The sequence below is a fragment of the Pseudomonas sp. F-14 TE3623 genome, from assembly GCF_053629015.1.
Genome location: NZ_JBRJHM010000001.1, coordinates 333,406 through 353,522 on the forward strand (window position 1 = coordinate 333,406; position 20,117 = coordinate 353,522).

Below are 20,117 nucleotides of genomic sequence, written 5' to 3' on the forward strand. Positions count from 1 at the left end.
GATCTCTGGCGTACATAAATTCTGTATCCGCTGGAGATCTAATGTGGGAGCGGGCTTGCTCGCGAAGAGGCCCGAACGACCGCTAGAGATTCCGCCCCTTCATCCCCTTGCTCAAAAACCCGAAATACTCCTCCCGCAACCCCGGCGTCTCATTTGCCAGATGATGCCGTGCCTCAGGCAACATCAGCACCTGAGGCCGATCGAACTTGCCCCGCAATACGTCAAGGTTGTGCTCCCAATCCACGGTCATGTCCGCCTGCCCCTGCACGATCAGCGGCTGCCGCGGGCTCTTCGGTGCCGCTTCGATACGCTTGATCCACCGTCCCAGCGCACCGACCCAGGCCGTGGGCAGACGTAGCGGTTGCAGCGGATCGGCTTGCAGGAACGTCAGGAATTCAGGGTCGTTGGAGTTCTCGCTGAAACGCCGGGCGATGCCTTTGACGAACGGCTTGAGCAAGTAATAACTGAGCTGCGACCAGCCCCAGGCTCGCGGCCGCACCAGTGGCGACAGCAAGATCACCTGCCCCTGGGCCGGACTGCTTGCGCCCTGATTGAGCACATGATCGATCACGATCGCTCCGCCGGTACTTTGTCCGCACAGGTGCCAAGGCTGCGGAAGGTCCAGCGATTGCGCCTCGGCCAACAGCCCTTGCAGGGTGTTCTGATACTCGGCGAAATCCTTGATGCTCGCCCGTTCGCCACTGGACAAGCCATGCCCCGGCAGGTCACAGGCGATTACTGCAAAACCCTGGTCCAGCGCCCACTCGATCACATGCCGATAGAGCCCGGTGTGATCGTAGAAACCGTGAAACAGAAACAGCGTCGCCTTCGCCCGCTCGGGCCACCAGAGCTGGCTGACCACTTCATAGCCATCGACCTCGAAACGCCCCAGGCCACTGCGCAAGGTTCGCTGGGGAAAATCCAGCCCATAAAAATGCTGATAGGCCATGGCCTCCGTCGACAGCGGCTGCCACTCGGCCAATGGCCGCAGGCTGGCACGCAAATGATCGGGGTCGAAAGTGGCAGACATGGGCTATTCCAGAGCGCGAAACGGACTTTATAGGCCTGCGATATTCATCTGTTGCAGCAAGCATGGCAAGCTAGCCGACCTTCGAGGATTGAAACCCATGCGTCCTGCCTACCGCACCACACTGCTTGCCAGCCTGCTCGCCCTTGTGTGTGCCGGCGTGCTGTGGGCCGCCTATGACTGGTTTCAGGGGCGCTACTTGCGCGCCTTCAGTTCGCACACTGCGGTGTTCTCCGGCGACCCCTTGCGCCTGCCGGACGAACTTGCCGGCCCCGGCGCCATTCGCCTGGTGCACTTCTGGGACCCGGCCTGCCCGTGCAATGTCGGCAACCAACAACACCTGACCGAACTGGTTGAGCAGTATGTACCGCAGGGCGTCGAGTTCTATGCGGTCCAAAAGCCCGGCAGCCACGGTCAATTGCCCAGCACGTTGAGTCGCCTCAAAACCATCAATGTCCTGCCAGGCTCCGAACAGATCCCCGCCAGCCCGGCGGTGGCGATCTGGGACCGCAGTGGCAGGCTGGCGTATTTCGGTCCGTACAGCGAAGGCCTGACCTGCAATTCGAGCAACAGTTTTATCGAGCCCATTCTGCAAGCGCTGAATGAAGGCCGGGCGGTGAACGCCACCCACACGCTAGCGGTGGGTTGCTACTGCCCGTGGCCTGCGGAGGTTAAGTAAGGCATTCCTGACTTTTCCAGGACCGCAATGCCCGGCACAGGAGGTCTGTGCTACACGTTTGCAGCCCACACGGGCGGCAATCCCGAAAGAACAAGGAGTCACCATGAAACGCGTCCTGACCGTACTTGCCTTGCTGATCGTCGTGCTCGTCGCCGGGGGCGGCTGGTATGTGTACAGCAAGCAACCGACGCGCCAGGGCCAGGTGGAGTTGCAGCACCTGCAAGGTTCGGTGACCGTGCATTACGACGTGCGCGGTGTGCCGCATATCCGTGCCGAAAACGAAACCGACCTCTACCGCGCCCTTGGTTATGTACATGCCCAAGACCGACTGTTTCAGATGGAAGCCATGCGGCGCCTGGCCCGTGGTGAATTGGCCGAAGTCCTCGGTCCGAAACTGATCGACACCGACAAACTGTTTCGCAGCCTGCGCATCCGCGAACGGGCTGAAAGCTACGTGGCCGCGCTGGATCATCAGTCGCCGGCGTGGAAGGCCCTGCAAGCTTATCTGGACGGCATCAATCAATATCAGGACAGCCACGCTGCGCCGGTAGAGTTCGACGTGCTGGGGATCCCCAAGCGCCCGTTCACCGCCGAAGACAGCATCAGCATCGCCGGCTACATGGCCTACAGCTTTGCTGCGGCGTTTCGCACCGAACCGTTGCTGACTTACGTGCGTGACCAACTGGGCGCCGAGTACCTGAATATCTTCGATCTCGACTGGCAGCCCAAGGGCGTGCTGGCCAAAAGACGCGCCAACCCTGCACCGGCCCTCACCGTCAATGACTGGAAGGGGCTGAACGCCCTCGCCCGTTTGAGTGAGCAGGCCCTGGCCGACAATGGCCTGCCACAATTCGAAGGCAGCAATGCCTGGGTGATTTCCGGCAACCGCAGCAAAAGCGGCAAGCCGCTGCTGGCCGGTGACCCGCATATTCGCTTCTCGGCTCCGTCGGTGTGGTACGAAGCGCACCTGTCAGCGCCGGGTTTCGAGCTTTATGGTTACCATCAAGCACTGGTGCCGTTTGCGTTTCTTGGCCACAACCTGGACTTCGGCTGGAGCCTGACGATGTTCCAGAACGACGACCTGGATCTGATCGCAGAGAAGGTCAACCCGGACAACCCGAACCAGATCTGGTATCGCGGCCAATGGGTCGACCTGGTCAACACCGAACAACAGATCGCGGTCAAAGGCCAGTCACCGGTCACGCTGAGCCTGCGCCAGTCGCCCCACGGCCCGATCATCAACGATGCACTCGGCACTGCCGCCGGCAAGACGCCGGTCGCCATGTGGTGGGCCTTCCTCGATACGCCGAATCCGATCCTCGACGGCTTCTATCAGCTCAACCGCGCCGACACCCTGGCCAAGGCCCGCGCCGCGTCGGCCAAGGTTCAGGCTCCGGGTTTGAACATCGTCTACGCCAACGCCAAGGGCGACATCGGTTGGTGGGCCTCGGCATTGCTGCCCAAGCGCCCGGCCGGGGTGAAGCCCGATTTCATCCTCGACGGCAGCACCCCTCAGGCGGACAAGGAAGGTTTTTACCCGTTCAGTGCCAACCCACAGGAAGAGAACCCGGCGCGAGGCTACATTGTCTCGGCCAACTTCCAACCGGTGTCGCCTACCGGCATGGAAATTCCCGGTTACTACAACCTCGCCGATCGCGGTCAGCAACTCAATCGTCAGCTCAGCGACAAGAACGTGAAGTGGGACAACGACTCCAACCAGAAGCTGCAACTGGGCACCACCACTGACTACGGTCCGCGTTTGCTGGCGCCGTTGCTGCCGGTACTGCGTGAAGTGGTGAGCAATCCCGCCGAGCTCAAGATGGTGGAACAACTGGCGCAGTGGAGCGGCGATTATCCGCTGGACTCCGTCAGCGCCACCCTGTTCAACCAGTTCCTGTTCAATCTCACCGACGCAGCAATGCGCGATGAACTGGGCAATGACTTCTTCGAAACACTGCTCCCGACCCGGGTGATCGATGCCGCACTGCCGCGCCTGGCAGCCTCCGCCGATTCACCGTGGTGGGACAACCGCAACACCCCCGGCAAGGAAACCCGCGCCGATACGGTCAAGGTTGCCTGGCAAGCGAGCATGGCTCACCTCAAGACCACTCTGGGCGCCGATTCCACACAATGGAAGTGGGGCAAAGCGCACACCCTGACTCACGGCCATCCGCTGGGGACGCAGAAACCTTTGGAGCGGATCTTCAACGTCGGGCCCTTCGCGGCGCCCGGCACCCATGAAGTGCCGAACAACCTCTCGGCCAAGATCGGCCCGGCGCCGTGGCCTGTGACTTACGGCCCGTCAACCCGGCGGTTGATCGACTTCGCCGACCCGGCCCACAGCCTGACCATCAACCCGGTCGGCCAGAGCGGCGTGCCGTTCGACAGCCACTATGCCGACCAGGCCGAGGCGTATATCGAGGGGGTTTACTACCAGGCGCATTTCAATGATGAAGAAGTGACGGCCAATACCCGTAGTACGTTGAAGCTGTTGCCAGCGCGTTCGGGGCAATAGATTTTTTGTTGGCCCGACTGACGCCTTCGCGAGCAAGCCCGCTCCCACATTAGACCGTGCCTGTCTGAACAACTCGGTCAACTGTGGGAGCGGGCTTGCTCGCGAAGGGGCCATGACAAGCAACACAAAATGCCGCTAAACCATCACCGCAAAATTCAACCTGAACTGCTGCGGTGTCACTCCCAGCCTGCGGTTGAACACACTGCGCATGTGCTGGGCATCGCGAAACCCGCACTGATACGCCACGGTTTTCAGCGGCGCATGGGTGCTTTCGAGCATCACCCGTGCCGCATCCACCCTCGCCCGTTCGACGAATTCCGCCGGGGTGATTTTCGCCTCCTTGGCGAACACCCGGGAAAAGTTGCGCGTGCTCATGTTGGCGGCGTTGGCCAGATCAGCAATGGTCAGGTCGCCATTGAGGTTGGCCAATACGTAAAGCTGAGCCATCGCCACCGCCGACGTCGGTTCGGCATGGGGCGTGAGGAACGGGCTGAACTGCGATTGCCCGCCCGAGCGCTGAGTGAACACCACCAACCGCTTGGCCACGCTGAGTGCCACGTCCGGCCCGTGATCCCGGGCCAGCAAATACAGCGACAAATCGATCCCCGCCGTAACCCCGGCCGAGGTGTAAAGCTCGCCGTCCTGCACGTACAAGCGATCAGCCTCGACCTGAGTCGACGGGCACAGCTGCGCCAGCGCCGCGGCATCGCCCCAATGAGTGGTGACGGTTCTCCCATCGAGCAATCCGGCCCGGGCAAGCATGAAGGCGCCATTGCAGATCGAGCCAAAGCGTTGCGCCAGCGCACAGGCATCGCGCAGCCAGGTATCGAACGCCGCGCCAAAATTCATGAACGGCAACTGCGGCCCGCCCGCCACCAACAGCAAATCATAAGCCTCCAGCGCTTCACTGAAATGCCGGTGGGCATTGAGTGACAAACCGTTGGAGCACGCCATCACCCCATGCTCGACACCGATCACCTCCAGCCGATAGTGATCCTGCGGGGCCAGGAAACGATTGGCTTCGGAAAACACATCCAGGGGGCCGGTGACATCCAGTGACTGGACGCCTGGGAACACCACGATGGCAATGGTTTTACTCATGGTTCAAGTTCACCTTCACATTGAAAAGATCGCAGCCTTCGGCAGCTCCTACATGGGATTGCGCACCCCTGTAGAGCTGCCGAAGGCTGCGATCTTTTCTGGCTGATCACCCTCAACCCTAGCCAATCCAAGCCCAACAAGCGAGGTTGGCGCGATATGCAGGCTCATTGGCCGGGATCGCAGCCATGGATCGATTGTCCGGTTTCGGCTGCGCGAACAGACTGACCCCATCAGCGCCGCCACGGCGTTCCCCATGAGGACAGCACCATGAGCAGCGTCATCGCCGGTATCAAAATCCCCGACAGCGCGTTGGCCAGGGCCACCACTGAATACATTCGCGACGTCGAGTCCGACCTGCTGTTCCACCACTCACGCCGGGTGTTTCTGTTCGGCGCCTTGAGCGGTGAGCGCAAGCAGTTGGCTTATGATCCGGAGCTGCTGTACGTCGGCGCGATGTTCCATGACTTGGGTCTGGTGGAAGGTCACCGCAGCGATGATGAGCGATTCGAAGTCGACAGTGCCAACGCAGCCAAAGCGTTCCTCAAACCCTACGGGTTGTCTGGCGACGATATCGAACAGGTGTGGTTGTCGATTGCCCTGCACACCACACCGGGCGTGCCGCAACACCTGCGTCCCAATGTGGCGCTGGTGACGGCCGGCGTCGAGATGGATGTGCTGGGCATCGACTACGCGGCGTTTTCCACCGTGCAGCGTGAAGCAGTGGTGCATGCGCATCCACGGGGTGAAGGGTTCAAGGAGTGCATTCTGTGTGCGTTCGCCAATGGCTTCAAACATAAGCCGGACAGCACGTTTGGCACCGTGAACGCGGATGTACTGGTGGACAGCGAGCCGGGCTTCAAGCCGATGAACTTCGTCGAGATCATCCGCAAATCACCTTGGTTGGCATAAACCACTGCGGGAGCGGGCTTGCTCGCGAAAGCGGTGGGTCAGTCAACATGGATGTTGAATGTCAGTCCGTCTTCGCGAGCAAGCCCGCTCCCACAGTGGATTTGGGTTGGCCACACATGCGTGGTCAACCCGGCATCAGGCTCAAGCCGCTTCCGGCGCCTGCGCCCGGCGCACGTCCGGTTGTTTCCAGGAATCGGCGGCGCCTTCTTCGATGGCCTGCTGGATCGCACGCTTGCGAATCTCTTCGGCACGACGACTGAAGTACCAGACCAGGAAAGTCACCAGCGACACCGCCAGCAGAATCAGGCTGGCCACGGCGTTGATCTCGGGTTTCACGCCCAGGCGCACTGCCGAGAACACTTCCATCGGCAGGGTCGTGGAACCCGGACCGGACACGAAGCTCGCCAGCACCAGGTCATCCAGCGACAAGGCAAACGACATCATGCCGCCCGCCGCCAGCGACGGCGCGATCATCGGAATGGTGATCAGAAAGAACACCTTCCACGGCCGCGCCCCCAGGTCCATGGCCGCCTCTTCGATGGACAGGTCCAGCTCACGCAAGCGCGCCGACACCACCACCGCCACATATGCCGCACAGAACGTGGTGTGGGCGATCCAGATGGTGACGATGCCGCGCTCCTGTGGCCAACCGATCATCTGCGCCATGGCCACGAACAGCAGCAACAGCGACAGACCGGTGATCACTTCCGGCATCACCAACGGTGCGGTGACCAGACCACCGAACAGCGTGCGGCCCTTGAAGTGGGTGATACGCGTCAGCACGAAGGCCGCCAGCGTCCCCAGTGCCACCGCTGCAATCGCCGTGTAGCAGGCGATTTCCAGCGAACGCACCACCGAGCCCATCAGTTGGGTGTTGTCCATCAACCCCACGTACCACTTGATCGACCAGCCGCCCCACACCGTCACCAGTTTCGAGGCGTTGAACGAGTAGATCACCAGGATCAGCATCGGCGCGTAGATGAACAGCAAACCCGCTACCAGCATGAAACTTGAGAAACGGAAGCGCTTCATTCCTTGCCCTCCATTTCTTTGGCCTGACTACGGTTGAACAGGATGATCGGCACAATCAGGATCGCCAGCATCACCACCGCCAGCGCTGATGCCACCGGCCAGTCACGGTTGTTGAAGAACTCTTGCCAGAGCACTTTACCGATCATCAGGGTTTCCGGACCGCCGAGCAGTTCCGGGATCACGAACTCACCCACCACCGGGATGAACACCAGCATGCAACCGGCGATGATGCCGTTTTTCGACAGCGGCACGGTGATCTTCCAGAAACTGTTGAAGGTGCTCGAACCAAGGTCCGACGCGGCTTCCAGCAGGCTGGTGTCGTGTTTGACCAGGTTGGCGTAGAGCGGCAGGATCATGAACGGCAGATAGGAGTAAACGACCCCGATGTAGACCGCGAGGTTGGTGTTGAGGATCTGCAGCGGCTCGTCGATCCAGCCCATGCTCATCAGAAAACCATTGAGCAGACCGTTGTTGCTGAGAATGCCCATCCACGCGTAAACGCGGATCAGGATTGCGGTCCAGGTCGGCATCATGATCAGCAGCACCAGCACCGTTTGCAGCTCTTTGCGGGCGCTGGCAATGGCGTAGGCCATCGGGTAGCCGATCAGCAAACAGAGGACGGTGCTGATCAGCGCCATCTTCAATGAGCCGAGGTAAGCGGCGATGTACAACTCGTCATCGCCGAGCATCGCGTAGTTGCTCAGGTTAAGCAGCACCTGGAGCTTCTGGTCGATGAAGCTGTAGATCTCGGTGTACGGCGGAATGGCCACGTCGGCTTCGGCGAAGCTGATCTTCAGAACGATGAAGAACGGCAACATGAAGAACAGAAACAGCCAGATGAACGGAACCCCGATGACCAGCTGACGGCCACCGGGAATTATTCGATTGAGCCGGCGTTTGAGTTTGCGCAGGTTCATGAGCGAAGTACCACGCCGCTGTCGTCTTCCCAGTACACGTAAACCTGGTCACCCCAGGTTGGCCGCTGGCCGCGGCGCTCGGCGTTGGCGACGAAGGACTGCACCAGTTTGCCGCTCGGCAATTCGACGTAGAACACCGAGTGGCCGCCGAGGTAGGCGATGTCATGCACCTTGCCGCTCGACCAGTTGTATTCGCAGGTCGGCATGTCGGCTGTCACCAGCAGTTTTTCCGGACGGATCGCGTAGGTGACGGACTTGTCCTGCACCGAGGTGCTGATGCCGTGACCCACGTAGATGCTGCGGTCCAGATCCTTGCAGGTGATGAGCGCATGGCCTTCGGCGTCGTCCACCACTTCGCCTTCGAAGATGTTGACGTTGCCGATGAATTCGCAGACCAGACGGCTGGTCGGGGTTTCGTAGATGTCGATCGGGCTGCCGATCTGGGCGATCCAGCCCAGGTGCATGATCGCGATGCGCTCGGCCATGGTCATGGCCTCTTCCTGGTCGTGGGTCACCATCACGCAGGTCACGCCGACCCGCTCGATGATCTCGACCAGTTCCAGCTGCATTTGCGAACGCAGTTTCTTGTCCAGCGCGCCCATCGGTTCGTCGAGCAGCAACAGCTTCGGCCGTTTGGCCAACGAACGCGCCAGCGCCACACGCTGACGCTGACCGCCGGACAACTGATGGGGTTTGCGCTTGGCGTACTGGCTCATCTGCACCAGCTTGAGCATGTCGGCCACGCGTGCATCGACTTCAGCGGCGGGAAGCTTGTCCTGCTTGAGGCCGAAGGCGATGTTCTGCGCCACGGTCATGTGTGGGAACAAGGCATAGGACTGGAACATCATATTGATCGGTCGCTCGTACGGCGGCATGTCAGTGATGTCTACGCCGTCGAGGTAAATGCGCCCCTCCGTGGGCCGTTCGAAACCTGCCAGCATCCGCAGCAAGGTGGATTTGCCCGAACCCGAGCCGCCGAGCAAGGCGAAGATTTCGCCTTTCTTGATTTCCAGGGACACGTCGTCCACGGCAATCGTCTCGTCGAACTTTTTGGTGACCCGGTCGATTTTGACCAGCACCTGTTTAGGTGTCTGGTCGCCCTCGAGGGCTTTCTTATAGGCGCCGGAGGCAACTGCCATTTACGAAACTCCCAACAGAATTTGCAGTTCGCTCAACGTGGCGAACCTGGATAGTTTGAAGCTATTTGCCCGACTTGACCTTGGTCCAGCTGCGCGTCATCAAACGTTGAATGTTCGGTGGCAACTCGATGGATACGTATGTCTTGTCGAGGACCGCTTGCGGTGGATATACCGATGCGTCGGTGCGTATGGACTGTTCCATCAGTTTGTCCGACCCGGGGTTCGGGTTGGCATAGCCTACGGAATCGCTGACCTTGGCAATCACCTCGGGTTTCAGCAAATAGTTGATGAAGGCATGGGCCTCTTTGGCGTTGGCGGCATCCTTGGGGATCGCCAGCATGTCGAACCAGAGCGCGCCGCCCTCTTTCGGAATCGAGTAGGCGATGTTCATGCCTTTGCCGGCTTCAGCCGCGCGGGCCTTGGCCTGGAACATATCGCCGGAGAAACCGATCGCCACACAGATGTCACCGTTGGCCAGGTCTGCGATGTATTTGGATGAGTGGAAATACGTCACGTAAGGCCGCACTGCCAGCAACTTGGCTTCAGCCTTTTTGTAGTCTTCAGGGTTGGTGCTGTTGGCGTTCAGGCCCATGTAGTTGAGGACCGTGGGCATCATTTCATCGGCGGAGTCGAGGAACGCCACGCCACAGCTGTGCAGCTTCTTGATGTTCTGCGGCTCGAACACCACATCCCACGAATCGATCTTGTCGAGGCCCAGCACTGCCTTGACCTTGTCGACGTTGTAACCGATGCCGTTAGTGCCCCACAGATACGGCACGGCGTACTGATTGCCCGGATCGTTCTGCTCCAGGCGCTTGAGCAGCACCGGGTCGAGGTTGGAATAGTTAGTCAGCTTCGATTTGTCGAGCTTCTGAAAAGCCCCGGCCTTGATCTGCTTGCCAAGGAAGTGGTTGGACGGCACAACCACGTCATAACCGGTACGCCCGGCCAGCAACTTGCCTTCCAGGGTTTCGTTGGAATCAAATACGTCATACACCGGCTTGATACCGGTTTCTTTCTGGAAGTCGGCCAGGGTGGTTTCACCGATGTAGTCCGACCAGTTATAAATATGCACCGTGCCAGCGGCCTGAACACTGACAGCAAGTGTCAGCCCGGCGCCGACCAGCAGGGCATTGCGCAACAAAGAAAAAATAGGCAAGTGGAGGTCCTCTAAAATTAGTTGGGCCCAAGTTGCCCCGCGTTACATGACAGCCATGGCTGCCTGGCAACAAAACCGGCGCGCAACTTACCCTCGAAAAACCGTTCCAGCAAAACTTTCTGTCATTTAATTATTCCTGTTGCCGCCGTCGCGCGACGACGGCAACAGGTAGTTGCCTCAAATCGGCTTATTTACCGGATTTGATCTTGGTCCAGCTGCGAGTCAGGATCCGCTGGGTCGCGGCCGGCAAGTCGGCAATCGCGTACAGCTTGGCCAGTACTTCCGCTGGCGGGTAGATGCCAGGATCGCTGGTGATTTCTTTATCGACCAATGCAGTAGACGCCGCGTTACCGTTCGGGAAACGTACCGCGTTGGTGATTTCAGCCATGATTTCCGGCTTCTGCAGGAAGGTCATGAACTTGTAGGCGCCTTCGACGTTTTCGGCATCTTTAGGGATGGCGACCATGTCGTAGAAGCTGCCGGCACCTTCTTTCGGAATGTTGTAGCTGACTTTCACCTTGTCACCGGCTTCAGCGGCGCGAGCCTTGGCCTGGTAGATGTCACCCGAGTAACCCACGGCGACGCAGATGTTGCCGTTGGCCAGATCGGAGATGTACTTGGACGAGTGGAAGTAGCCCACCGAAGGACGAATCTTCAGGAACAGCGCTTCGGCTTCAGCCAGTTGTTTCTTGTCCTGGCTGTCGGTTGGATAGCCCAGGTAATGCAACGCCACCGGAATCATCTCGGTTGGCGAATCGAGGAAGCTGATACCGCACGACTTCAACTTGGCAGCGTTTTCAGGTTTGAACAGCAAGTCCCAGGAGTTGGTTGGCGCATCGGCCCCCAGTGCAGCCTTGACCTTCTCGGCGTTGAAACCGATACCGATCGAACCCCACATGTAAGGGAACGCGTGTTCGTTACCCGGGTCGCTCACCGATACCGCTTTGAGCAGGTCCGTGTTCAGGTTCTTCCAGTTAGGCAGCTTGGACTTGTCCAGCTTCTGGTAAACGCCCGCCTTGATTTGCTTGGCCAGGAAGTTGTTCGACGGCACGACGATGTCGTAGCCGGACTTGCCTGCCAGCAACTTGGCTTCAAGGGTTTCGTTACTGTCGAACACGTCGTAGACGACTTTGATACCCGACTCGGCTTCGAACTTCTTGACGGTATCCGGTGCGATGTAATCGGACCAGTTGTACACGTGCAGCACCTTGTCGTCAGCCTGAACGGCACCCGCCATCACGCCCATCAGGGACATGGCGAGGAGGGTCTTGCCAGCTATCTTCATACCTAATGCCTTCATGGGTAATGCTCCAATTTTTCTTTTTAACCACGTGCTCAGCGGCCTGTTACTGGGCATCCGAACAACCGGTAGTCTGGCAAGATCCAAGGCAGGCTTTCAAGGAAAGACCCATCCTTTGTTTGCACTGAGCGAAGTGCACACTTCGCACCTCGCTCAGAGCCTAGCACTTAGCCCTGTAACGCACTCAGGGTCAGGTCCAGGCACTTGCGTGCTTTTGTTACCAACTCATCGATTTCAGCCGGTGTAATCACCAGTGGCGGAGCAATGATCATGGTGTCGCCGACGGCACGCATGATCAGGCCGTTTTCGAAGCAGAACGTGCGGCAGATCATGCCGACGCCACGGCCTTCGTAACGTTTGCGGGTGGCTTTGTCCTGAACCAGTTCGATGGCCCCCAACAGACCGACCCCACGCACTTCCCCCACCAACGGGTGATCGCTCAGTTCCCGTAGACGCTTTTGCAAATAAGGTGCCGTTTCTGTACGCACGCGCTCGACAATTTTTTCGTCGCGCAGGATACGAATGTTTTCCAGCGCCACCGCAGCGGCCACCGGGTGCCCGGAATAAGTGAAACCGTGGTTGAAATCACCCCCTTCGTTGAGCACCTCGACCACATCGTCATGCACGATCAGGCCACCCATCGGGATGTAACCGGAGGTCAGGCCTTTGGCGATGGTCATCATGTGGGGTTTGAGGTCGTAGAAATCGGTTCCGAACCACTCACCGGTACGGCCGAAACCGCAGATCACTTCGTCGGCCACGAACAGAATGTCGTATTTGGCGAGGATTTCCTTGATGCGCGGCCAGTAGCTGTCTGGCGGAATGATCACGCCGCCGGCGCCCTGGATCGGCTCGGCAATAAAGGCACCGACGTTGTCGACGCCGACTTCCAGAATCTTCTCTTCCAGCTGATTGGCCGCCCAGATACCGAACTCGTTCGGCGTCATGTCGCCGCCTTCGCCGAACCAGTACGGCTGGGCAATGTGGACAATGCCCGGGATCGGCAAGTCGCCCTGTTCGTGCATGTACGTCATGCCACCCAGGCTCGCGCCGGCCACGGTAGAACCGTGATAGCCGTTCTTGCGACTAATGATGACTTTCTTCTTCGGCTGGCCTTTGATCGCCCAGTAGTGGCGAACCATCCGCAGCATGGTGTCGTTGCCTTCGGAACCGGAACCGGTGAAGAACACGTGATTCATGCCTTCAGGCGCAACGTCGGCAATGACCTTGGCCAGCTCCAGCACCGGCGGGTGAGCCGTCTGGAAGAACAGGTTGTAATAAGGCAGTTCGCGCATCTGCTTGCTGGCGGCATCGGCCAGTTCATCGCGACCGTAGCCGATCGCCACACACCACAGGCCGGCCATGCCGTCGAGGATCTTGTTGCCTTCGCTGTCCCAGAGGTACACGCCCTTGGCGCTGGTGATGATCCGCGGGCCTTTCTCTTTCAGCTGCTTGAAGTCGCTGAACGGGGCCAGGTGGTGATCGCTGCTCAGGGCTTGCCATTCACGGGTTTGCGGGTTGTTGCTGGTCATGCGAATTCTCCTTGGATTCGAGTGGAGGGCGCCGCCAAGCGCAGCGGCGCCCGGCGCATCAGACGGCGAAAAGCAGGAACTCCCGCTCCCACGAACTGATTACGCGCTTGAAGTTTTCATGCTCGGCCCGCTTGACCGCGATGTAACCCGTGATGAACTTCTTACCCAGGTACTTTTCGATGGTCTTGCTGTTTTCCATGCGATCCAGGGCGTCTTCAATGGTCAGTGGCAGGCGCAGGTTGCGCCGCTCATAACCACGACCCACGACCGGAGCACTCGGGTTATGCCCTTCGACCATGCCGATAAGGCCGCACAACAGGCTGGCGGCGATGGCCAGGTAAGGGTTGGCATCGGCACCCGGCAGACGGTTTTCCACCCGACGGTTCTGCGGCCCGGCATCCGGAACCCGCAGGCCCACGGTGCGGTTTTCTTCGCCCCACTCCACGTTCACTGGTGCCGAGGTATCCGGCAGGAAGCGGCGGAACGAGTTGACGTTGGGGGCGAACAACGGCAACAGCTCAGGAATGAATTTCTGCAGGCCGCCGATGTGATTGAGGAACAGCTGACTCATGGTCCCGTCTTCATTGGAGAAAACGTTTTTGCCGGTCTCGATGCTGATGATGCTCTGGTGCAAGTGCATGGCGCTACCCGGCTCGCCGGTCATAGGCTTGGCCATGAAGGTCGCCGCTACGTTGTGCTTGAGCGCGGCCTCACGCATGGTGCGTTTGAACACCAGAATCTGGTCGGCCAGGGATAGGGCATCGCCATGACGGAAGTTGATCTCCATCTGCGCGGTGCCGTCCTCGTGGATCAGCGTGTCGAGGTCCAGCTCTTGCAGTTCGCACCAGTCGTAGACGTCTTCGAACAACGGATCGAATTCGTTCGCCGCTTCAATCGAGAAGGATTGGCGACCGGTTTCCGGACGACCAGAGCGGCCAATCGGCGGTTGCAGCGGGTAATCCGGGTCATCGCTGCGCTTGGTGAGGTAGAACTCCATTTCCGGCGCCACGATCGGCTGCCAGCCGTGGTCGGCGTAGAGTTTCAGTACCTTCTTGAGCACATTGCGCGGCGACAGCTCGATCGGATTGCCCTGCTTGTCGTAGGTGTCGTGGATCACCTGCGCAGTGGGCTCGATGGCCCAAGGCACCAGAAACACCGCGTTCTGGTCGGGGCGGCAGATCATGTCGATGTCGGCCGGGTCGAGCAGTTCGTAATAGATGTCGTCTTCGACGTAGTCGCCGGTCACGGTCTGCAACAGAACGCTTTCGGGCAGGCGCATGCCTTTTTCGGCAATGAACTTGTTGGTCGGCGAGATCTTGCCCCGGGTGATGCCCGTCAGGTCGCCAATCATGCATTCGACTTCTGTGATCTTGTGGTCTTTCAACCAATCGGTGAGCTGGTCGAGGTTGTTACTCATAAATGCCTCTTAGGCTGAGTTTCCTGACTCTTATAAGTCAGGCGTTGTTTGACGCATCGGCGTCGCGTTGTAGTGCGTGCTTGCGGCAGGCATCGCCAAATGCCTGGAAAATCGCAAGGTAGTCAGGATTCAAGCTTACCTGCCATTCGGGATGCCATTGCACACCTAAAGCAAAAGCCTTGCCTTCGATAACAGAGATGGCTTCGATCAACCCGTCAGGCGCCACGGCTTCCACACGAAGACTCGGCGCCAGACGCTCTATACCCTGACCATGAATCGAATTGACTTGAATCTCGCTCGCCAGGCCGAGCCTGGCCAATACACCGCCCGGTTGGACGTGCACCGGGTGACTTGGCGCGTACTGCCCTTCCAGCGGCAGGCTGTCGTCTTCACGGTGATCCATGTATGGACCGGCCTCGTGAACCTTCTGATGCAGACTGCCGCCGAACGCCACATTCATTTCCTGGAAGCCGCGGCAAATGCCGAGCACGGGAACACCGGCCTCGACAGCGGCGCGGATCAGCGGGAGAGTGGTGGCATCGCGTGCAGAATCATGAGCAGTACCTGGCGCACTGGCCGGGCCGTTATAGTGAAACGGTTCTATATTAGATGGAGAGCCTGTAAAGAGAATGCCGTCCAGAGCGTCCAGAATATCGGACGATGTCAGTAGATCCGCCAGGGATGGAAGAATCAACGGCAGGCCCTTGGCAGCTGATGCCACGGCGCGTACGTATTTGTCGCCACTGATGTGATAAGCATGCAGACCGATCTGCTTTGAGCAGCCGGTGACGCCGATTAACGGCAGGCGAGACATGAAGCACCCCGGTATTATTGCTGTTATGGGTTTAAATCGAGCTTAGCCTTGTTCATTTTTTTACACAACACCCCCGTAAAAAATACAACACGGCCCGCTCAAGCTCGCGGGCGCCAAGAAGGACGAAGGCAAAAAAACGCCCCAAAGTGCCTCAAAAAAGCCTCGCGAGTGCTTTTTTAGGGCAAAAAAGGCCTTGCTTGACTTCGGCATGCCGTTCGGGTTGACTGGAATCCGAAGAGATCAATGATTGATATTTTTAACAACAAAGGTGTTGCATCATGTCGGTACCCCCGCGTGCCGTTCAGCTTAACGAAGCGAACGCGTTCCTTAAGGAACATCCTGAGGTTCTGTACGTTGACCTTCTGATTGCGGATATGAATGGTGTGGTGCGCGGCAAGCGCATTGAACGCACCAGCCTCCACAAGGTTTACGAGAAAGGCATCAACCTGCCGGCCTCTCTATTTGCTCTGGATATCAATGGCTCGACGGTGGAAAGCACCGGCCTGGGCCTGGACATCGGCGATGCTGACCGAATCTGTTATCCAATCCCCGACACCCTGTGCAATGAGCCCTGGCAGAAGCGCCCGACCGCGCAACTGTTAATGACCATGCACGAACTCGAAGGTGATCCTTTCTTCGCCGACCCGCGCGAAGTCCTGCGACAAGTCGTAGCCAAGTTCGACGAGATGGGCCTGACCATCTGCGCCGCGTTCGAACTGGAGTTCTACCTGATCGACCAGGAGAACGTGAACGGTCGCCCACAACCGCCACGCTCGCCGATCTCCGGCAAACGCCCGCATTCGACACAGGTCTACCTGATCGACGACCTCGACGAATACGTCGACTGCCTCCAGGACATTCTGGAAGGTGCGAAAGAGCAAGGCATCCCTGCCGACGCGATCGTCAAGGAAAGTGCCCCGGCACAGTTCGAAGTGAACTTGCACCACGTGGCTGACCCGATCAAGGCCTGCGACTATGCGGTCCTGCTCAAGCGTCTGATCAAAAACATCGCCTACGACCATGAAATGGACACCACCTTCATGGCCAAGCCTTATCCGGGCCAGGCAGGTAACGGTCTGCACGTCCACATCTCGATTCTTGATAAAGATGGCAAAAACATTTTTGCCAGCGAGGATCCCGAGCAGAACGCCGCACTGCGTCACGCGATCGGCGGTGTGCTCGAGACCCTGCCGGCGCAGATGGCTTTCCTCTGCCCGAACGTCAACTCCTACCGTCGTTTCGGCGCACAGTTCTACGTGCCGAATTCGCCGTGCTGGGGCCTGGACAACCGCACCGTGGCCATCCGCGTACCGACCGGTTCCTCCGATGCCGTGCGCATCGAGCATCGTGTCGCCGGCGCCGACGCCAACCCGTATCTGTTGATGGCTTCGGTTTTGGCGGGCGTGCACCACGGCCTGACCAACAAGATCGAGCCGGGCGCGCCCGTGGAAGGCAACTCCTACGAGCAAAACGAGCAAAGCCTGCCAAACAATTTGCGTGATGCATTGCGTGAGCTGGATGACAGCGAAGTCATGGCCAAGTACATCGATCCGAAATACATCGATATCTTCGTGGCCTGTAAAGAGAGCGAGCTGGAGGAGTTCGAACACTCCATCTCCGACCTCGAGTACAACTGGTACCTGCATACCGTGTAAGCGGTTGCAGTAAAAACAACGCCGCCGGCTATTGAAGCCTGCGGCGTTTTTTTATGGTTTTTTTCAGTGGAACCGGGTTGGATTCATCGCGAGCAGGCTCGCTCCCACAGGGATTTTCTGTGAACACAAAATTCGCATTCAACACAAATCAAATGTGGGAGCGAGCCTTCTCGCGATGGCGTCCTGGCAGACAACATAGATGCCTGCTCGTACAATGCCCGCTGCCCTGCAGGAGACTTCAATGACGCGCACCGCCACCCCACGCAAACCCCGCGCCCGCAGTCAGGCCCGGATCGATTCGATACTCGATGCCGCCCGCACGCTGCTGGCCGCCGAGGGCGTGGCCAGCCTGTCGATCTACAGCGTCGCCGAACGCGCGGAGATCCCGCCCTCCTCCGTCTACCATTTTTTCGCCAGCGTCCCGGCCCTGCTTGAAGCCCTGACCGCCGACATCCACGCCGCGTTCCGCGCCTGTCTCCAAGCGCCTATCGACCACCATGCCCTCAACGGCTGGCGCGATTTGTCGCGACTGGTGGAACAACGCATGCTCGCCATCTACGACGAAGACGCCGCCGCCCGCCAATTGATCCTCGCCCAGCATGGCCTGACCGAAGTCACCCAGGCTGACCGCCAGCACGACATCGAACTCGGCGACCTGATGCACAAGTTGTTCGACCACCACTTCGAACTGCCGACCCTGCCAAGTGATGTCGATGTGTTTGCGCTGGCCATGGAGCTGGGGGATCGGGTGTATGCACGCTCGGTGCAACAGCATGGGCAGATCACGCCGCGCATGGCTGAAGAAGGGATGCGGGTGTTTGATGCTTATCTTGGGTTGTATTTGCCACCCTACCTGCCCAAGCGCGCTATTACAGCCTGATATCCTCGCAGGCTTCACTGACCCCTTCGCGAGCAAGCCCGCTCCCACAGTGGATTTCTGTCGTACAGAGAATCTGTGTCCACTGAAGATCAAATGTGGGAGCGGGCTTGCTCGCGAAGGCCGTACCGCCGAACTCACTGAATCACGCGCATAAAAAACCCCGAAGGGTTCACACCCTCCGGGGTTGTTGTTTGCACACACGCTTACAACTTGGCGATCGACACCTCGGTGGATTTTACAAACGCGATCACTTCACTGCCGACCACCAGTTCCAGCTCTTTCACCGAACGGGTGGTAATCACCGAAGTGACGATGCCGGAGGCGGTCTGCACGTCGATTTCCGACAGCACGTCACCCAGCACGATTTCCTTGATCGAGCCTTTGAACTGGTTACGAACGTTGATGGCTTTGATAGTCATGATGTTGATTCCTGTCGTTGGATGAATCTTTAAGTTATTGAGCCCAACGCAATTGCGTAGGCAGTGGTGAAACAGGTTCCGGTTCCGGCGGTTGGCCAGGCAGGGACAGCACGCGGTTGAGCACTTCGGTTTCCAGAGCCGCCAGCCGATGGGAGCCACGGACCCGAGGGCGCGGCAGTTCCACATGCAGGTCGAGGCCGACTTCACCCTCTTCAATCAGGATCACCCGATCGGCAATCGCCACCGCTTCACTGACGTCGTGGGTCACCAGCAACACGGTGAAACCATGCTGTTGCCAGAGCCGTTCGATCAGTTGCTGCATTTCGATTCGAGTTAGGGCATCCAATGCGCCCAGCGGTTCGTCGAGCAACAGCAAGCGCGGTTGATGGATCAACGCGCGAGCCAGGGCCACACGCTGCTTCTGCCCGCCGGACAACGCTGCCGGCCACTCGTTGGCGCGATCCGCCAGGCCGACCGCTTCCAGCGCTTGCAATGCTTGCGGCCGCCAGTTGCCCTTGAGCCCGAGACCGACGTTGTCGATGATCTTTTTCCACGGCAGCAGACGTGCTTCCTGGAACATCAGCCGGGTGTCTTCCCGCGCATCACTCAGTGCCGCTGCGCCAGCAAGCAGCTCACCACCGGTGGGCTTGTCGAGACCGGCGAGCAAACGCAGCAAGGTACTTTTGCCGCAGCCGCTACGCCCGACCACCGCCACAAACTGCCCGGCCGGAATGTGCAGATCGATGTCCCGCAGCACTTGCCGTGAACCAAAGGTTTTTTGCAGCCTGCGCACCACCAGCGGAATCCCGCGCAGCAAGCGTGGAGGTTGTTGAGCCGTCATGCGGCACCTCCCTTGGCAACCTGATAAGCCGGATGCCAGCGCAGCCACACACGTTCAAGCCCACGCGCCGCAAGGTCGGCCAGCTTGCCGAGCACTGCGTACAAAAGAATCGCCAGTACCACCACGTCGGTCTGCAAGAACTCCCGGGCATTCATCGCCAGATAGCCGATGCCCGAGCTCGCCGAAATGGTTTCCGCGACGATCAATGTCAGCCACATGAAGCCCAGGGCAAAACGCACACCGACCAGAATTGATGGCAGTGCACCCGGCAGGATCACCTGACGAAACAGGCCGAAGCCGGACAGGCCATAACTGCGGGACATTTCCACCAGTGCCGGATCGACGTTGCGGATACCGTGATACGTGTTGAGGTAGATCGGGAACAACGTGCCCAACGCCACCAGAAAAATCTTCGCCGACTCGTCGATGCCGAACCACAGGATCACCAGTGGAATCAGTGCCAGGTGCGGTACGTTACGGATCATCTGCACCGAACTGTCGAGCAGGCGTTCGCCCCATTTCGACAAGCCGGTGATGAAGCCCAAGGTCAGACCGATGCCGCCGCCAATGGCGAAACCGAGCGCCGCACGCCAGCCGCTGATGGCCAGGTGGGTCCAGATTTCACCGCTGCTGACCAGGCTCACACCGGCCTCGATCACCGCGATCGGTGCCGGCAGAATCCGCGTCGACAACCAGCCTGCCGACACCGATAACTGCCATACCGCCAGCAACAAGACCGGCAACGCCCAAGGCGCGAGGTTGTGGATGATTTTCTTCATGG

18 protein-coding genes are annotated in these 20,117 nt (G+C 59.1%); 5 read left to right on the forward strand and 13 right to left on the reverse strand.

The annotated features are described in order from the left end of the window. Positions 1–82 precede the first annotated feature (82 nt). A complete protein-coding gene (locus AB7M29_RS01520) occupies positions 83–1,030 on the reverse strand; it encodes an alpha/beta hydrolase (protein ID WP_217857516.1) in 948 nt (315 codons plus the stop codon). Positions 1,031–1,127: 97 nt separating this feature from the next. Here AB7M29_RS01520 and AB7M29_RS01525 point away from each other — a divergent pair, with 97 nt between their 5' ends. Together AB7M29_RS01525 and AB7M29_RS01530 are read left to right on the forward strand one after the other, a co-directional pair. Beyond that, positions 1,128–1,706: a DUF6436 domain-containing protein gene (locus AB7M29_RS01525; protein ID WP_038980891.1), complete on the forward strand. Its 579-nt coding sequence runs from the start codon at positions 1,128–1,130 to the stop codon at positions 1,704–1,706. Between the two features lie 103 nt (positions 1,707–1,809). Beyond that, positions 1,810–4,221 carry a penicillin acylase family protein gene (locus AB7M29_RS01530; RefSeq protein ID WP_454246197.1) on the forward strand — a complete coding sequence of 804 codons (2,412 nt, stop codon included), beginning with the start codon at positions 1,810–1,812 and terminating at the stop codon, positions 4,219–4,221. Between the two features lie 135 nt (positions 4,222–4,356). Here the strand turns inward: AB7M29_RS01530 and AB7M29_RS01535 are convergent, their stop codons facing one another. Continuing rightward, on the reverse strand, positions 4,357–5,322 hold the full coding sequence (locus AB7M29_RS01535; protein ID WP_217857518.1) for a GlxA family transcriptional regulator: 966 nt from the start codon (positions 5,320–5,322) through the stop codon (positions 4,357–4,359). Positions 5,323–5,589: 267 nt separating this feature from the next. Between AB7M29_RS01535 and AB7M29_RS01540 the strand changes: the two genes are divergently transcribed. Beyond that, the gene (locus tag AB7M29_RS01540; RefSeq protein WP_454246198.1) at positions 5,590–6,231 is read left to right on the forward strand and encodes an HD domain-containing protein; all 642 of its coding nucleotides are present in this window, start codon (positions 5,590–5,592) and stop codon (positions 6,229–6,231) included. Between the two features lie 141 nt (positions 6,232–6,372). Here AB7M29_RS01540 and AB7M29_RS01545 read toward each other — a convergent pair whose 3' ends face one another. From AB7M29_RS01545 to AB7M29_RS01580, 8 genes are all read right to left on the reverse strand, one after another. Further along, complete coding sequence (locus AB7M29_RS01545) at positions 6,373–7,263, reverse strand: ABC transporter permease subunit (RefSeq protein ID WP_007897694.1); 891 nt, start codon at positions 7,261–7,263, stop codon at positions 6,373–6,375. Next, positions 7,260–8,141, reverse strand: a complete 882-nt coding sequence (locus AB7M29_RS01550; protein ID WP_177318856.1) for an ABC transporter permease subunit — start codon at positions 8,139–8,141, stop codon at positions 7,260–7,262. The genes AB7M29_RS01545 and AB7M29_RS01550 overlap by 4 nt, the downstream gene beginning before the upstream one ends. A gap of 35 nt (positions 8,142–8,176) precedes the next feature. Beyond that, entirely contained in the window at positions 8,177–9,319 is a 1,143-nt protein-coding gene (locus tag AB7M29_RS01555; protein ID WP_123720303.1) for an ABC transporter ATP-binding protein, read from the reverse strand. Positions 9,320–9,380: 61 nt separating this feature from the next. Continuing rightward, complete coding sequence (locus AB7M29_RS01560) at positions 9,381–10,478, reverse strand: polyamine ABC transporter substrate-binding protein (RefSeq protein ID WP_050682232.1); 1,098 nt, start codon at positions 10,476–10,478, stop codon at positions 9,381–9,383. Positions 10,479–10,665: 187 nt separating this feature from the next. After that, positions 10,666–11,763: a polyamine ABC transporter substrate-binding protein gene (locus tag AB7M29_RS01565; RefSeq protein WP_217857542.1), complete on the reverse strand. Its 1,098-nt coding sequence runs from the start codon at positions 11,761–11,763 to the stop codon at positions 10,666–10,668. Between the two features lie 182 nt (positions 11,764–11,945). Continuing rightward, the gene (locus AB7M29_RS01570; protein ID WP_217857520.1) at positions 11,946–13,310 is read right to left on the reverse strand and encodes an aspartate aminotransferase family protein; all 1,365 of its coding nucleotides are present in this window, start codon (positions 13,308–13,310) and stop codon (positions 11,946–11,948) included. A 58-nt stretch (positions 13,311–13,368) separates the two neighbouring features. Next, positions 13,369–14,727, reverse strand: coding sequence for a glutamine synthetase family protein (locus AB7M29_RS01575; RefSeq protein WP_217857521.1), 1,359 nt, complete (start codon positions 14,725–14,727; stop codon positions 13,369–13,371). Between the two features lie 37 nt (positions 14,728–14,764). After that, a complete protein-coding gene (locus AB7M29_RS01580; RefSeq protein ID WP_217857522.1) occupies positions 14,765–15,541 on the reverse strand; it encodes a gamma-glutamyl-gamma-aminobutyrate hydrolase family protein in 777 nt (258 codons plus the stop codon). A 278-nt stretch (positions 15,542–15,819) separates the two neighbouring features. On the opposite strand from AB7M29_RS01580, the gene AB7M29_RS01585 reads away from it, so the two are divergent. Together AB7M29_RS01585 and AB7M29_RS01590 are read left to right on the forward strand one after the other, a co-directional pair. Further along, the gene (locus AB7M29_RS01585) at positions 15,820–17,196 is read left to right on the forward strand and encodes a glutamine synthetase family protein (RefSeq protein WP_007897683.1); all 1,377 of its coding nucleotides are present in this window, start codon (positions 15,820–15,822) and stop codon (positions 17,194–17,196) included. Positions 17,197–17,437: 241 nt separating this feature from the next. Next, positions 17,438–18,076 carry a TetR/AcrR family transcriptional regulator gene (locus tag AB7M29_RS01590; RefSeq protein WP_217857523.1) on the forward strand — a complete coding sequence of 213 codons (639 nt, stop codon included), beginning with the start codon at positions 17,438–17,440 and terminating at the stop codon, positions 18,074–18,076. A 203-nt stretch (positions 18,077–18,279) separates the two neighbouring features. Here the strand turns inward: AB7M29_RS01590 and AB7M29_RS01595 are convergent, their stop codons facing one another. Genes AB7M29_RS01595 through ssuC form a run of 3 tightly spaced genes read right to left on the reverse strand, consistent with a single transcriptional unit; the run spans position 18,280 to position 20,115 of the window. Beyond that, a complete protein-coding gene (locus AB7M29_RS01595) occupies positions 18,280–18,495 on the reverse strand; it encodes a TOBE domain-containing protein (RefSeq protein WP_003229256.1) in 216 nt (71 codons plus the stop codon). A 34-nt stretch (positions 18,496–18,529) separates the two neighbouring features. Further along, positions 18,530–19,336 (reverse strand): aliphatic sulfonates ABC transporter ATP-binding protein, encoded by an 807-nt coding sequence (ssuB, locus tag AB7M29_RS01600; RefSeq protein WP_454246199.1) that lies wholly within the window; start codon positions 19,334–19,336, stop codon positions 18,530–18,532. Further along, positions 19,333–20,115, reverse strand: coding sequence for an aliphatic sulfonate ABC transporter permease SsuC (ssuC, locus tag AB7M29_RS01605; protein WP_454246200.1), 783 nt, complete (start codon positions 20,113–20,115; stop codon positions 19,333–19,335). Before ssuC ends, ssuB begins: the two co-directional genes overlap by 4 nt. Positions 20,116–20,117: the final 2 nt, after the last annotated feature.

Coding starts and splice junctions, on each gene's coding strand:
- AB7M29_RS01565 (WP_217857542.1), bottom strand. CDS start 11,763: ATGAAGATAGCTGGCAAGACCCTCCTCGCCATGTCCCTGATGGGCGTG.
- ssuC (WP_454246200.1), bottom strand. CDS start 20,115: ATGAAGAAAATCATCCACAACCTCGCGCCTTGGGCGTTGCCGGTCTTG.
- AB7M29_RS01575 (WP_217857521.1), bottom strand. CDS start 14,727: ATGAGTAACAACCTCGACCAGCTCACCGATTGGTTGAAAGACCACAAG.
- AB7M29_RS01585 (WP_007897683.1), top strand. CDS start 15,820: ATGTCGGTACCCCCGCGTGCCGTTCAGCTTAACGAAGCGAACGCGTTC.
- AB7M29_RS01590 (WP_217857523.1), top strand. CDS start 17,438: ATGACGCGCACCGCCACCCCACGCAAACCCCGCGCCCGCAGTCAGGCC.
- AB7M29_RS01530 (WP_454246197.1), top strand. CDS start 1,810: ATGAAACGCGTCCTGACCGTACTTGCCTTGCTGATCGTCGTGCTCGTC.
- AB7M29_RS01595 (WP_003229256.1), bottom strand. CDS start 18,495: ATGACTATCAAAGCCATCAACGTTCGTAACCAGTTCAAAGGCTCGATC.
- AB7M29_RS01540 (WP_454246198.1), top strand. CDS start 5,590: ATGAGCAGCGTCATCGCCGGTATCAAAATCCCCGACAGCGCGTTGGCC.
- AB7M29_RS01525 (WP_038980891.1), top strand. CDS start 1,128: ATGCGTCCTGCCTACCGCACCACACTGCTTGCCAGCCTGCTCGCCCTT.
- AB7M29_RS01535 (WP_217857518.1), bottom strand. CDS start 5,322: ATGAGTAAAACCATTGCCATCGTGGTGTTCCCAGGCGTCCAGTCACTG.
- ssuB (WP_454246199.1), bottom strand. CDS start 19,336: ATGACGGCTCAACAACCTCCACGCTTGCTGCGCGGGATTCCGCTGGTG.
- AB7M29_RS01580 (WP_217857522.1), bottom strand. CDS start 15,541: ATGTCTCGCCTGCCGTTAATCGGCGTCACCGGCTGCTCAAAGCAGATC.
- AB7M29_RS01570 (WP_217857520.1), bottom strand. CDS start 13,310: ATGACCAGCAACAACCCGCAAACCCGTGAATGGCAAGCCCTGAGCAGC.
- AB7M29_RS01555 (WP_123720303.1), bottom strand. CDS start 9,319: ATGGCAGTTGCCTCCGGCGCCTATAAGAAAGCCCTCGAGGGCGACCAG.
- AB7M29_RS01545 (WP_007897694.1), bottom strand. CDS start 7,263: ATGAAGCGCTTCCGTTTCTCAAGTTTCATGCTGGTAGCGGGTTTGCTG.
- AB7M29_RS01520 (WP_217857516.1), bottom strand. CDS start 1,030: ATGTCTGCCACTTTCGACCCCGATCATTTGCGTGCCAGCCTGCGGCCA.